At 65.3% G+C, this 12042-nt stretch carries 18 protein-coding genes; 12 read left to right on the top strand and 6 right to left on the bottom strand.

Going from position 1 to position 12042, the window contains the following annotated elements; all coding sequences use genetic code 11:
* The 3 genes from PMI42_RS09655 to rimM form a co-directional block, all read left to right on the top strand.
* Window positions 1-1061, top strand: a 1061-nt coding sequence (locus PMI42_RS09655; protein ID WP_008133081.1) for a signal recognition particle protein, incomplete at its 5' end; no start/stop codon positions are given.
* Between the two features lie 85 nt (window positions 1062-1146).
* Complete coding sequence (rpsP, locus tag PMI42_RS09650) at window positions 1147-1479, top strand: 30S ribosomal protein S16 (protein WP_008133080.1); 333 nt, start codon at window positions 1147-1149, stop codon at window positions 1477-1479.
* A gap of 10 nt (window positions 1480-1489) precedes the next feature.
* On the top strand, window positions 1490-2002 hold the full coding sequence (gene rimM / locus PMI42_RS09645; RefSeq protein ID WP_008133079.1) for a ribosome maturation factor RimM: 513 nt from the start codon (window positions 1490-1492) through the stop codon (window positions 2000-2002).
* A gap of 6 nt (window positions 2003-2008) precedes the next feature.
* Here the strand turns inward: rimM and gcvA are convergent, their stop codons facing one another.
* Window positions 2009-2920 (bottom strand): transcriptional regulator GcvA, encoded by a 912-nt coding sequence (gene gcvA, locus PMI42_RS09640; protein ID WP_008133078.1) that lies wholly within the window; start codon window positions 2918-2920, stop codon window positions 2009-2011.
* A gap of 112 nt (window positions 2921-3032) precedes the next feature.
* Between gcvA and PMI42_RS09635 the strand changes: the two genes are divergently transcribed.
* The 5 genes from PMI42_RS09635 (at window position 3033) to PMI42_RS09615 (ending at window position 7598) form a co-directional block, all read left to right on the top strand.
* Complete coding sequence (locus tag PMI42_RS09635; RefSeq protein WP_008133076.1) at window positions 3033-4271, top strand: MFS transporter; 1239 nt, start codon at window positions 3033-3035, stop codon at window positions 4269-4271.
* A gap of 48 nt (window positions 4272-4319) precedes the next feature.
* Window positions 4320-5075, top strand: coding sequence for a tRNA (guanosine(37)-N1)-methyltransferase TrmD (trmD, locus tag PMI42_RS09630; RefSeq protein WP_008133074.1), 756 nt, complete (start codon window positions 4320-4322; stop codon window positions 5073-5075).
* Between the two features lie 110 nt (window positions 5076-5185).
* A complete protein-coding gene (rplS, locus tag PMI42_RS09625; protein WP_008133072.1) occupies window positions 5186-5566 on the top strand; it encodes a 50S ribosomal protein L19 in 381 nt (126 codons plus the stop codon).
* A gap of 321 nt (window positions 5567-5887) precedes the next feature.
* Window positions 5888-7294, top strand: a complete 1407-nt coding sequence (gene leuC, locus PMI42_RS09620; protein ID WP_008133070.1) for a 3-isopropylmalate dehydratase large subunit — start codon at window positions 5888-5890, stop codon at window positions 7292-7294.
* A 94-nt stretch (window positions 7295-7388) separates the two neighbouring features.
* Window positions 7389-7598 carry a hypothetical protein gene (locus PMI42_RS09615; protein WP_008133068.1) on the top strand — a complete coding sequence of 70 codons (210 nt, stop codon included), beginning with the start codon at window positions 7389-7391 and terminating at the stop codon, window positions 7596-7598.
* 53 nt (window positions 7599-7651) lie between these two features.
* Here the strand turns inward: PMI42_RS09615 and PMI42_RS09610 are convergent, their stop codons facing one another.
* The 3 genes from PMI42_RS09610 to PMI42_RS09600 form a co-directional block, all read right to left on the bottom strand.
* Entirely contained in the window at window positions 7652-8206 is a 555-nt protein-coding gene (locus tag PMI42_RS09610; protein WP_008133066.1) for a hypothetical protein, read from the bottom strand.
* A 142-nt stretch (window positions 8207-8348) separates the two neighbouring features.
* The gene (locus tag PMI42_RS09605; RefSeq protein ID WP_008133064.1) at window positions 8349-8609 is read right to left on the bottom strand and encodes a hypothetical protein; all 261 of its coding nucleotides are present in this window, start codon (window positions 8607-8609) and stop codon (window positions 8349-8351) included.
* A gap of 90 nt (window positions 8610-8699) precedes the next feature.
* Window positions 8700-8915, bottom strand: coding sequence for a hypothetical protein (locus PMI42_RS09600; protein WP_008133062.1), 216 nt, complete (start codon window positions 8913-8915; stop codon window positions 8700-8702).
* A gap of 242 nt (window positions 8916-9157) precedes the next feature.
* Here PMI42_RS09600 and PMI42_RS09595 point away from each other — a divergent pair, with 242 nt between their 5' ends.
* Window positions 9158-9370, top strand: a complete 213-nt coding sequence (locus PMI42_RS09595) for a hypothetical protein (protein ID WP_008133060.1) — start codon at window positions 9158-9160, stop codon at window positions 9368-9370.
* A gap of 2 nt (window positions 9371-9372) precedes the next feature.
* Here PMI42_RS09595 and PMI42_RS09590 read toward each other — a convergent pair whose 3' ends face one another.
* Complete coding sequence (locus PMI42_RS09590; RefSeq protein WP_035965063.1) at window positions 9373-9651, bottom strand: hypothetical protein; 279 nt, start codon at window positions 9649-9651, stop codon at window positions 9373-9375.
* A gap of 170 nt (window positions 9652-9821) precedes the next feature.
* Here PMI42_RS09590 and PMI42_RS09585 point away from each other — a divergent pair, with 170 nt between their 5' ends.
* On the top strand, window positions 9822-10220 hold the full coding sequence (locus PMI42_RS09585; RefSeq protein WP_008133057.1) for a metallopeptidase family protein: 399 nt from the start codon (window positions 9822-9824) through the stop codon (window positions 10218-10220).
* A gap of 12 nt (window positions 10221-10232) precedes the next feature.
* On the opposite strand, the gene PMI42_RS09580 is transcribed toward PMI42_RS09585, so the two are convergent.
* Window positions 10233-11030 carry a helix-turn-helix transcriptional regulator gene (locus tag PMI42_RS09580; RefSeq protein ID WP_008133056.1) on the bottom strand — a complete coding sequence of 266 codons (798 nt, stop codon included), beginning with the start codon at window positions 11028-11030 and terminating at the stop codon, window positions 10233-10235.
* Window positions 11031-11117: 87 nt separating this feature from the next.
* On the opposite strand from PMI42_RS09580, the gene PMI42_RS09575 reads away from it, so the two are divergent.
* Window positions 11118-11687, top strand: coding sequence for a pyridoxamine 5'-phosphate oxidase family protein (locus tag PMI42_RS09575; protein WP_008133054.1), 570 nt, complete (start codon window positions 11118-11120; stop codon window positions 11685-11687).
* A gap of 108 nt (window positions 11688-11795) precedes the next feature.
* Window positions 11796-12042 (top strand): 3-isopropylmalate dehydratase small subunit (locus PMI42_RS09570; RefSeq protein ID WP_008133052.1); only part of this gene is annotated, 247 nt, incomplete at its 3' end.

Below are 12042 nucleotides of genomic sequence, written 5' to 3'. Positions count from 1 at the left end.
TGGCGGGACAGCAGCCGCCGCAGATTGCGAAGCGCGCGATGGAAGCCGGCAAGCTCGGCGGCTACGACGTCGTGCTGCTCGACACCGCCGGCCGCACCACGCTCGACGAAGACATGATGGCGGAAGCCGCCGCCATCAAGGCTGCCGCGAATCCGCATGAAGTGCTGCTGGTCGCCGACTCTCTCACCGGCCAGGACGCCGTGAACCTCGCGCGCGCCTTCGACGAGCGCGTCGGCCTCACCGGCATCGTGCTGACCCGCGTCGACGGCGACGGCCGCGGCGGTGCCGCGCTGTCGATGCGCGCCGTCACCGGCAAGCCGATCAAGCTGATCGGCACCGGTGAAAAGACCGATGCGCTGGAGGATTTCCACCCCGATCGTATTGCCGGCCGCATCCTCGGCATGGGCGACGTGGTCTCGCTGGTCGAGCGCGCTGCCGCCAATATCGACGCCGAGAAGGCCGCGCGCACCGCCGAGCGCATGCGCAAGGGTCAGTTCGACCTCAACGACATGCGCGAGCAGCTGTTGCAGATGGCGAACATGGGCGGCATCAGCGGGTTGATGGGGATGATGCCCGGCATCGCCAAAATGAAGAACCAGATCGCGGCCGCCGGCATCGACGACAAGATCCTCAAGCGCCAGGTCGCGGTGATCGATTCCATGACGCGCGACGAGCGCCGGCATCCCGATTTGCTCAAGGCCAGCCGCAAGAAGCGCATCGCTGCAGGCAGTGGCCAGAGCGTCGAGCAGGTCAACAAGCTGCTCAAGATGCACCGGAACATGGCCGACGTGATGAAGGCCATGGGTTCAGGCAAGCGCGGCCCGCTCGCCGGCATCGCCCAGGCGATGGGCCTTGGCGGCGGCATGAAGATGCCGTCTCCGGAAGAGATGAAGGCGATGCAGGAGAAGATGCAGGGCGGCGGCGGACAAGGGCTGCCCAGCCTGCCGAAGGATCTGCCGCCCGGTCTTCGCTCGGGCCTGCCGAATGTGCCGGGGCTTACGGGCCTCAGCGGCAAGCCGACCCTTCCGGGGCTCGGCGGTTTTCCCGGCAAGAAGAAATGAGGAATTCGTCGCGAGGGCCGTCAATGTCCCGCGCGGCGCGAAAATACCAATCAACCGAACAAAGCGTAATTTGAAGGAGAACTGAATGTCCGTCGTTATCCGCCTCGCCCGCGCAGGCACCAAGAAGCGTCCCGTCTATCACGTCGTCGTCGCCGACTCGCGTTTTCCCCGCGATGGCCGCTTCATCGAGCGTCTCGGTTATTTCAACCCGCTGCTGCCGAAGGATAACGAGACCCGCCTGAAGCTCGACATGGACAAGGTCAAGGCCTGGCTCGCCAAGGGCGCGCAGCCGTCGGACCGCGTGGCGCGTTTCCTCGACGCCGCCGGCGTCAAGAAGCGCGAAGCGCGCAACAACCCCGAGAAGGCCGTGCCGCGCAAGGAGCGCAAGGCGCAGGCCGAAGCCGCCGCGAAGGGCTAAGGGCTAGATCATGTCGGCGCTGGTCTGCGTCGCGCGGATCGGCGCCGCGCATGGTGTGCGCGGTGCGGTCAAATTATGGACCTTCACCGAAGATCCTTTTGCCGTCAGGCACTACGGTCCGCTTTCCTCCAAGGACGGCAGGCGCCAGTTCGAGGTCGCGCAGGCGCGCGAAGCGAAAGACCATCTGGTCGCGACGTTCAAGGGCGTCACGACCCGCGATGAGGCCGAGCGCCTCAACGGCATCGAACTCTACGTCGCGCGCGACAAACTGCCCGCGACCGATGATGACGAATATTACCACACCGACCTGATCGGGCTCGACGCCGTCACCACCGACGGCGCTGCGCTCGGCCGCGTGCTCGCGATCCATAATTTCGGTGCCGGCGACATCATCGAGATCGCGCCGCTCAAGGGCACGACGATGCTGCTGCCGTTCACCAACGCGGTGGTGCCGGAGGTCGATCTTGCCGGCGGGCGCGTCGTTATCGCGCTGCCGCAGGAGATCGAGGGCGAGGAGCGCTAGCCGCGCTCAGTCCGTCCGGCGCCCCTGCTGCTCGAGCCAGTCACAGAACACCGCGCGATGCGGATCGTCGTCGCGCCCCTCGGGAAAATACGCAAAATAGCTGCGGGCCGGCAGCCTGATGTCCGGGAACGGCGTCACCAGGCGCCCGGCGGCGAGGTCGTCGGCGATCAGCGCCGTCGGCCCCATCGCGACGCCGAGGCCGTCGAGCGCCGCCTGAAGCGTCAGATAGAAATGATCGAAGGTCAGCGACGCCGCGCCCTCCAGCGCGGACTCGCCTGCATCCGTCAGCCAGTCGCGCCACAGCCGCGGCATCGAGGTGACGTGCAGCAGCGTATGCCGGCTGAGATCCGCAACCTCCGTCAGCGGCAGCTTTGCGAGCAGTGCGGGACTGCACACCGGCAGCCGCTGCTCCGACAACAGGAAACGCGACGCAAAGCCGTGAAAGGTGTCGGGGCCACCGCGGATCACCACGTCGAACAGCTCGGGCAAGGCATCCACCTGATCGTTCGACGTCGACAGCCGCACCTCGATATCGGGATGCTCGGCGCGAAACCTCGTCATGCGCGGCAACAGCCAGCGCAGGCTGAAGGTCGCGAGCGCGTTGACGCGCAGCACCGCGGCCGGCGCCTCGCCGCGGCGCTTGCGATGCTGCTGCACCGCCGCCGAGACACGATCGAGCGCGGGCGCGACCTCCGCGAGCAGCGCAGCCCCCGCCGGCGTCAGCACCACCCGTCGCACCGATCGCCGAAATAGCGCCGGCGGCCCGAGCCAGGTTTCGAGCAGGCGAATCTGCTGGCTGACCGCGCCATGCGTCACGCCAAGCTCGACGGCGGCTTCCTTGAAGCTGCCAAGACGGGCCGCCGCCTCGAAGGCGCGGACGGCGTTCAGGGGTGGCAGGCTGCGGCGAGGAACGAACATGACCCATACAATAGAATTTCTAGCACGTGATCCGATTATTACTGGTTTGTGACAGTTTCTTGAAGGCCCCATAGTGAGCTTGAAGCACTTGCACAGCCTCAGCTTTCAACGAATGCGGATTCGAGCCTTGGCAATTATTCCCTCAGGTTTTCTATCGCAATCGCGAACAACCGCTCCTGACGAGGAGACCCTGAGCAAGCCGCGCCGCACGCTCGCGGCCACCGGCATCAACCACGCCCTGCACGACGGCTATACCGATCTGATCTACGTGTTGCTGCCGGTCTGGCAGACCGAATTCGCGCTCAGCTACGGGCTGCTGGCGGTGATGCGCGGGCTCTATTCCGGCGCCATGGCCGGGCTGCAAATCCCTGTCGGGCGTCTCGCCGAACGGATCGACGGCAAGATCCTGCTCGCGCTCGGCACGATGCTCGCGGCGCTCGGCTATGTCCTCGCCGGACTATCCGGCGGCGTCGTGGGCCTCGGCCTTGCGCTGCTGATCTCCGGCGCAGGCTCGAGCACGCAGCATCCGCTCGCCTCCGCCGCGGTGTCGCGCGCCTACGGCAAGGCGGCACGCGGGCCGCTCGGCATCTACAATTTCAGCGGCGATCTCGGCAAGGCGACGCTGCCCGCGCTGACGGCGATGCTGCTGGTGATCATGTCCTGGCGGCACGCGCTGCTTCTGATCGCGCTGATGGGCGTGCTCGTCGCGCTCTGCTTGGCCGTGTTGATGCCCCCCGTTGGAAAGGGCTTTGCGCAAAAATCAACGGTCACGACACACGGCACGCACGCAGGCCGCGGCGGCTTCTCCTGGCTGCTCGCGATCGGAATTCTCGACAGCGCGGTGCGGATGGGTTTTCTCACCTTCCTGCCGTTCCTGCTGCGCGACAAGGGCGCCTCACTGCCGACCAGCGGCGTCGCGCTGGCGATGCTGTTCATCGGCGGCGCCGCCGGCAAGTTCACCTGCGGCTGGCTCGGCGCACGCGTCGGCACGATCCGCACCGTGCTCCTGACTGAAGGCGGCACGGCTGCGCTGATCATCGCCGTGCTGGCGCTGCCGCTCACGCCGGCCATCATCGTGCTGCCGCTGCTCGGCGTGATGCTCAACGGCACATCCTCGGTGCTCTACGGGACCGTCCCCGAACTCACCTCGCCTGATCGCACCGAGCGCGCCTTTGCGCTGTTCTACACCGGCACGATCGGATCGGGCGCAACCGCGCCGGTGCTCTACGGCCTGCTCGGCGACGCCGTCGGTCCGTCGCTGGCGACGGTGGCCACGGCCGTCACCGCACTGGCCATCTGCCCGCTTGCGCTGCTGCTGGGATCGCACCTCGCCGATGACCGGCGGACCTGACAGACCGGAGGTCTCGACCTCTTGGCCGCAATGCCCTAACCAGCGGCGATGACGACTTCCTCACCCTGGCGCGCGACGGTGCTGACGCTGTTTCCGGAGATGTTTCCGGGGCCGCTCGGCGTGAGCCTGGCCGGGCGGGCGCTGGCCTCCGGGCTCTGGGAGATCGAGGCGCGGGACATCCGGGCCTCCGCCACCGACCGCCATCGCAGCGTCGATGACACCCCGGCCGGCGGCGGGCCGGGCATGGTGCTGCGGGCGGATGTTCTGGCCGCCGCGATCGATGCCGCTGAGATCGCACCGGACCGGCCGCGCCTCCTCATGAGCCCCCGGGGTCGGCCATTGACCCAGGCCCGGGTGATCGAGCTCGCCCAAGGCCCCGGCCCCCTGATCGTCTGCGGGCGGTTCGAGGGGATCGACCAGCGCGTGATCGACGCCCGGGGCCTCGAGGAGGTCTCGATCGGCGATTACGTGCTCTCCGGCGGCGAAATCGCCGCGCTGGCGCTGATCGACGCCTGCGTCCGGCTGCTGCCGGGGGTGATGGGCAAGGAAGCCTCGGGAACCGAGGAAAGCTTCTCCGACGGCCTGCTCGAATACCCCCAATACACCCGCCCGCAGCTGTTCGAGGGAACCCCGATCCCTGCTGTCCTGACCTCCGGCGACCATGCCAAGGTCGCGGCCTGGCGGCGGGCGCAATCCGAGGCGCTGACGGCGGCCCGGCGACCCGATTTGTGGGCCCAAATCCCGCCCAAAGCCCCGAATCGGGCTCGTCGCCAAAAAACGCCAAAAAACAAGACAGACGGGTGACAAACGCTCCGGCTTGCCTTATAGCAGCGGCCAAATCCGCAATGGCTGGATAGACGAATTTCGCGCAGCCCCCGTTTCGCAAGGCTGGGCGCGCCGATGGAGATTTACCCATGAACCTGATCCAACAGCTCGAAAAAGAGCAATTCGAGAAGCTCTCCGCCAGCAAGGAGATTCCGGAATTCGGTCCCGGCGACACCGTGATCGTCAACGTGAAGGTCGTCGAAGGCGACCGCACCCGCGTGCAGGCCTATGAAGGCGTCTGCATCGGCCGTTCCGGCGGTGGCCTCAACGAGAGCTTCACCGTCCGCAAGATCTCGTACGGCGAAGGCGTCGAGCGCGTGTTCCCGGTGATGTCGCCGATGATCGACTCGATCAAGGTGGTGCGCCGCGGCAAGGTGCGTCGCGCCAAGCTTTATTACCTCCGCAACCTCCGCGGCAAGTCGGCTCGTATCGTCGAGAAGACCGAGCACGCCAAGGCCGTCAACGAGTAAGCTCCGCCTTACCAGGCAAGTTTTCGAAAGCGCGGGGCAACACCCCGCGCTTTTTTGTTGCGTCAGCCGTGCGTGTCAAACCCCTCGCGCTTCCAATTCGGCCTGCTATATATCTTGGAATGTTTCCAGATCTGACCAGCTTCGTCCCCGTCCAGCGCGTCGTCATCGACGACCGCTCGCGGCTGCCTGGCCGGTTCTTCGGACGCTTCGCGACCTCGGCAACGTCAGAGCTTAGTCCCGCAGCTTAAAGGCTGCGCTGAAGACGATTGCCCCGCGCGAACCCGCGCATTCGCTGACACACATTGTTCGGAGCTGAAGCTCATGTCCAAGCCCACCACATTGTACGACAAGATCTGGAACGACCATCTGGTGCACGAAGCCGACGACGGCACCTGCCTGCTCTACATCGACCGCCATCTGGTGCACGAGGTGACCTCGCCGCAGGCATTCGAAGGCCTGCGCGCCACCGGCCGCAAGGTTCATGCGCCGGAAAAGACACTCGCCGTCGTCGACCACAACGTGCCGACCACCGACCGCACCAAGCCGAATCCCGACCCTGAGAGCATCGAGCAGATCAAGGCGCTGGCCGACAACGCCAAGGAATTCGGCATCGAATATTACAACGAGTTCGACAGGCGCCAGGGCGTCGTTCACGTCATCGGCCCCGAGCAGGGTTTTACGCTGCCCGGCACCACCATCGTCTGCGGTGACAGCCACACCTCGACGCATGGCGCGTTCGGCGCGCTCGCGCACGGCATCGGCACCTCCGAGGTCGAACATGTGCTGGCGACGCAGACGCTGATCCAGAAGAAGGCCAAGAACATGCGCGTCACCGTCGATGGCAAATTGCCTGACGGTGTGACCGGCAAGGACATCATCCTGGCCATCATCGGCGAGATCGGCACCGCGGGCGGTACCGGCTACGTGCTGGAATACGCCGGCGATGCGATCCAGGCGCTGTCGATGGAAGGCCGCATGACGGTCTGCAACATGTCGATCGAGGGCGGCGCGCGCGCCGGTCTCGTCGCGCCTGACCAGAAGGCCTACGACTTCCTGCGCGGCCGTCCCAAGGCGCCGAAGGGCGCGGACTGGGATGCGGCGATGCGCTACTGGGAGCGCTTGCGCTCCGACGAGGGCGCGCATTTCGACAACGAGCTGCGCCTCGACGCGGCCAAGCTGCCGCCAATCGTGACGTGGGGCACTTCGCCTGAAGACGTGATCTCGGTGACCGGCAGCGTGCCCGATCCCGACAAGATCGCGGACGAGGCCAAGCGCATCTCCAAGCACCGCGCCCTGAAATATATGGGCCTGACCGCCGGCACCAAGATCACCGACATCAAGGTCGACCGCATCTTCATCGGCTCCTGCACCAACGGCCGCATCGAGGACTTGCGCGCCGCGGCGAAGATTGCCGAAGGCAAGACCGTTTCGGCGCATGTCAACGCCATGGTCGTGCCGGGCTCCGGCATCGTGAAGGAGCAGGCCGAAGCCGAGGGTCTGGACAAGATCTTCATCAAGGCCGGCTTCGAATGGCGCGAGCCCGGTTGCTCGATGTGCCTTGCGATGAATCCGGACAAGCTGAAGCCGGAAGAGCGCTGCGCCTCGACCTCGAACCGCAATTTCGAGGGCCGCCAGGGCTTCAAGGGCCGCACGCATCTGGTGTCGCCGGCAATGGCGGCGGCCGCGGCGATCGCGGGTCACTTCGTCGACGTCAGGGAGTGGCGGTAAGCCGCTCCCTGCAATTTGAACGAACGCGGCAAACCGCCGTTAATCGGCAGCGCCCACATTGCGTCCTCGCGACGGTTTCGCGAGGACGCGTCTCATGGCCAACAAGCCTGAATATGTCGATCTGATCAGCGAGGCGACCCGCCAGCACCGGCGGCGCGCGACGCCGCTGCGCATCGTCGCCAAGCCCGAGGTCGAGGAGACCTCGAAGCTCAGCCGCTGGCCGCCGGCGATGTTCAGGCAGTGGAAGATCGAGAACCTGATGCGGTGGAAGTCCGCATCATGGAAGCTGAAGGATTGGCTGTAGCCACCGGACGAACAAAGGGCGCCGCTGAGGCGCCCTTTCCGTTTCGATCATGCCTACCAATAGCGGTACGGATAGTGCCAGCGATGCCAGCGGCAGACGCGGCGCGGGCCGTAATAGGTCCAGATGATCCGGCAGCGGCGCGGATGATGGTAATAGGGATAGTAGCCGCCGGAATAATAGCGCCGGTGGAAATGGCGATAGCCGTAATGCGGTCGATAGATTCCGTAGCGATGGAATCCGCCTCCGCCATAGTGACGAACTCCGCCGTAGCGATAGCCGCCACCGTGAAAGGCCGGCGCGGCGCGGAAGCCGCCGCCATGGAAGCCGCCGAAATGTCCTCCGCCACCATGGAAGCCACCGCCGCGAAAACCGCCGCCGTGAAAGCCTCCGCCATGTCCGCCGCCACCATGACCGCCGCCACCGCCGCCGTGGCGGACCTGCGTGACGAGGTCGTCACTTGCGGCCTTCGACGCCGGCAGCGCCGTCGGATTGATCGGGGTCATCGCTTCGGCACGACGCGCAGTCCCGGTCGACAAGACCAGCGTGGCAACGGCCGCAAGCCCGAGCAGGCGCACCGAGCTTGTCCCGAGACCCAACATCCTCAGCATGGCATTCTCCCTGAATGTGGACAGCGGCATTGCGATGCTCGTTCCCGGCCCGCGTCATCGCTGTTCATTGACGGTCGCTCCCAAGATTAAATTAGGGACAGCGACGTGAACGCCCCATGAATGAACGACGCACCGCGCGGCGTCACCAGAACGGCCCATAGCCGATCACGAAGGGTGCGGGCACGCCGTAGGGATAAGGCCTGTAGAAGACAGGCCGCGCGTAATACGGCGGATCATGGCGCGCAGTCGGCTGCGCGACCTCATGGTATCGCGCGTGTTTCCGTACATCGAAAACCGCGCGCCCCGCCGAGGCGTCCGGCTTCGCCACCTGCTGCGCTGTGGCAGCGCAAGGCAAACCTGCGGCCAGCCCTGCGGCGACGGCCAATGCAACCCATTTCACCATGACGACCTCCACCCTGAAGATGCGGGCATCACACCGCCGTCTGCAAGTTAAAACAGGCCCGGAAACCGGGCCTGTTTTCAACGCGACCGATCACCAACGGCGGTGGTGCCCGCGATGCCCACGCCAGTGATGACGGCGCCAGTGATAGCGATGCCAGCGCACTTCGGTGGTCGACGCCACGTCATCCTGCACCGATTGCGCGGCGCCCGGATTGATCAGCGACACCGCCTGTGCGCGCTCGACCGGCGCGGCGAGGACGAGCAACGCACCGGCGGCCGCAAGGCCGAACACTTTCAAAGACTGCATTTGGTTGGATCTCCTGACATCGTTCTTGCGGTGCACGCGCTGACCCGGCGTTACGACGCAAGGACTAGAGATGAAGCCCTAGAGCCTCACGCCTGAATCGGGTATGGATGAACGCGCCCCGGACATGAATGCGGAGCGCACAGGCAAAGTTCCTGAGCATCGCGCGGCCTTGCGCGCCCCTGACAAGAAGCAGCGATCAACGGCGAACGTATCTTCTGGTCGAGCGACTAAGGGAGATGGTCATGCCCAAGTTCCAAGGACTGCTGCGGATATCGCGCCTCGCGATCACGGCGAGCATCGTATGTGGCGCGAGTTCGGCGCTGGCCGCGCAGGGGCCCGGAATCGAGGCCGGCACCGCAAGCCCGCTGACGCAATCGGTGATGGCGATCCTGGTTTATGGCGCGTCCGCAGCTGTCGTCGGCGCCGGCCTGATCGGCGCGCTACGCGGACAGTAGGGTCAGCCCCGGCGCCAGTAGCAGTTCATATGCGGCACGATCACCGTGCCGCTCGGCCTGTATTCCTGCACATAGGTGGCGTTGCACTCGCGGACCGCGTCGGGGCCGGGATTGTAGCGCGGATAGACGCCATCGGGACTGTAATTGGGCGTCACGCGCAGGCGGGGCCGCTTGCGCGGTGGCGGGGCGTCGGGCGGGGCGGCCTGGGCCATGCGGACTCCGCTGCCGCCAATCTGGGTCTGGGCTTCCGCGCCAACGCAAAACTGCGAAAACAACCCCATGCACAGTAGAACCAGAACTGCTGTTCCCGCCCGCATCGCACCACCACCCAGCTGAGCCAACCCTTGAGGCGCCGTACGCTCCCCGTTTTCGCGCGCGACGTCAACGCTCCTTCTGGCCCGGTCCTATAAACCCGGATGCATCGCCGGGGAACCCGCGGTAAGAGAAACCCATGTGGACGGAATTGAAAGCGCCCTCGCTGGCCGAGATGGAAGCGACGGCTCATGACATCTTCGAGCGCCTGCCGGCGGAGTTTCGCAGCCTCTGCGAGGGCGTGATCCTCCGCGTCGACGACTTCCCGACCGAGGAGGTCCTGGACGAGATGGACTGCGAGAGCGAGTTCGATCTGCTCGGCCTGTTCCAGGGCATCGGCCTGCCCCAGCAGAGTTTTGGCGACGTGGCCCGGCTGCCCAACATGGTCTGGCTCTACCGCCGGCCAATCCTGGATTACTGGGCCGAGCACGACGAGAGCCTCGGCCATATCGTCCGCCACGTCCTGATCCACGAGATCGGCCACCATTTCGGCCTCTCGGACGACGACATGGCCGCGATCGAGGCTCAGGCGGAGTAGGGCGCGAGCGCGTCAAGACGTGGATGGTGCGGAGAGAAGCATCGTCAACCGATAGTCGGGCCAGCCCGCGAGCGACAGCGACACCTGCTCATAGTGCAGCAGTCCAATGGTCGGATGATTGAACGCGCGTTCGCCGCCTTCGCGTGCCAAAACGCCCTGGGTCTCCCAGCAGCGCTCGAAGTCGGGGCTTCCAAGTCTCAGCTCCTCGACGAGCCGGCGAATATCAGGATCGTCGGCGTAGGCCGTCACCGCGGCGCGGAACTCTGCGACCACGCGCTGCGCACGGGAGGTCCAGTCAAGAATCAGGGTTCGCGCCTCAGGCCTGACGAAGATGTAGCGCAGGAGATTTTTTTCGCCGTCCTCATCGAGCCACCCTGCGAACAACCGGGACGCTTTCGCATTCCAGCGGCGCGCGCTCCATGTGCGATCGAGGATGTAGGCGGGGCCATCGATCGCATCGACGCAGGCCAGCACCCTCTCGGGCGGATCGTCCCTGCTGCCCGGTCGCTCGGAATCGCGTTTGCCCGCAACTTCGAACAGATAGCTGCGTTCGGCGCGTGACAGGCGCAATCCGCGTGCGAGGCGTGCGAGTGTCGAAGCAGAGACGGACACATCGCGCCCCTGCTCGATCCACGTGTACCAGGTGACGCTCAATCCGCAGAGCTGGGCCACCTCCTCGCGCCGCAGGCCGGGCGTGCGCCGTCGCGATCCAGTGGCGAGGCCGAACTCCGCCGGAGACTGGCGCTCTCTGAGAGCCCGCAAAAACGCACTGAGCGAGAGAGCCGGAGCGATCGGGTCGGGTCTTTTCATGGTGGTTTTTATACCAGCATAAATAGTCTTCTTAAACGGGTATAATGGGCATGCTAGCTCTTTGTCGCTGCGAAAGGGCGGACAGGCATGGGCAGGCAATTCGCAAAGATCGAACCCGACCACCGGGCTTTCATCGAGCGGCAAAAAATCTTCTTTGTCGCGAGCGCCCCGCCGAAGGGGCGCATCAACGTGTCTCCCAAGGGCTTGTCGTCGTTCCGGGTGCTCGGAGCGAACGACGTCGCCTACCTCGATTGCACCGGCAGCGGCAGCGAGACCCGCGCGCACCTGATCGCCTCCGACGACAAGCGGCTGACGATCATGTTTTGCGCCTTCGAAGGCAATCCGGTGATCCTGCGGCTCTATGGCCAGGGTCGATCGCTGATGCGCGGCACGCCGGAGTACGCTGCCCTCGCTCCTGAATTCGAGGACATGGCAGGCGCCCGCCAGATCGTACGCCTCTCGGTCGACCTCGTGCAGACGTCCTGTGGTATGGGCGTGCCGCTGTTCGACTACCGGCAAGAGCGCGGCAGCCTCGTGCGCTACTGGATGGCGCAGGGCGTCAACAATCTGCGAAAATACTGGGGTCTGAAGAACATGAAGAGCATCGACGGCCTGCCGACCGGCTTTGCCCCCGACAGCATGGCTCCGCCGGGCTGACGACAAACCTCGCTTTTTTCACCCCTGGGTCGGCGGAATCCGGCCTAGGATTCGCGTATCAACCGGGCTAAACAGCCCAACCCTGACTTGAAAACCGGGAAGCCTGAGATGGACAAGTTCACCACGCTGGAAGGCGTCGCGGCGCCGCTGAAGATCATCAATGTCGACACCGACATGATCATTCCGAAGCAGTACCTCAAGACCATCAAGCGCACCGGCCTTGGCAAGGGACTCTTCTCCGAGCAGCGCTACAAGGACGACGGCAGCGAGAACCCGGATTTCGTCCTCAACCAGTCCGCCTATCGCAATGCGAAGGTGCTGGTCGCCGGCGACAATTTCGGCTGCGGCTCCAGCC

The sequence above is a fragment of the Bradyrhizobium sp. YR681 genome (genome assembly GCF_000282615.1).
Lineage (GTDB): Bacteria > Pseudomonadota > Alphaproteobacteria > Rhizobiales > Xanthobacteraceae > Bradyrhizobium.
This window is presented reverse-complemented; position numbering and strand designations above follow the sequence as displayed.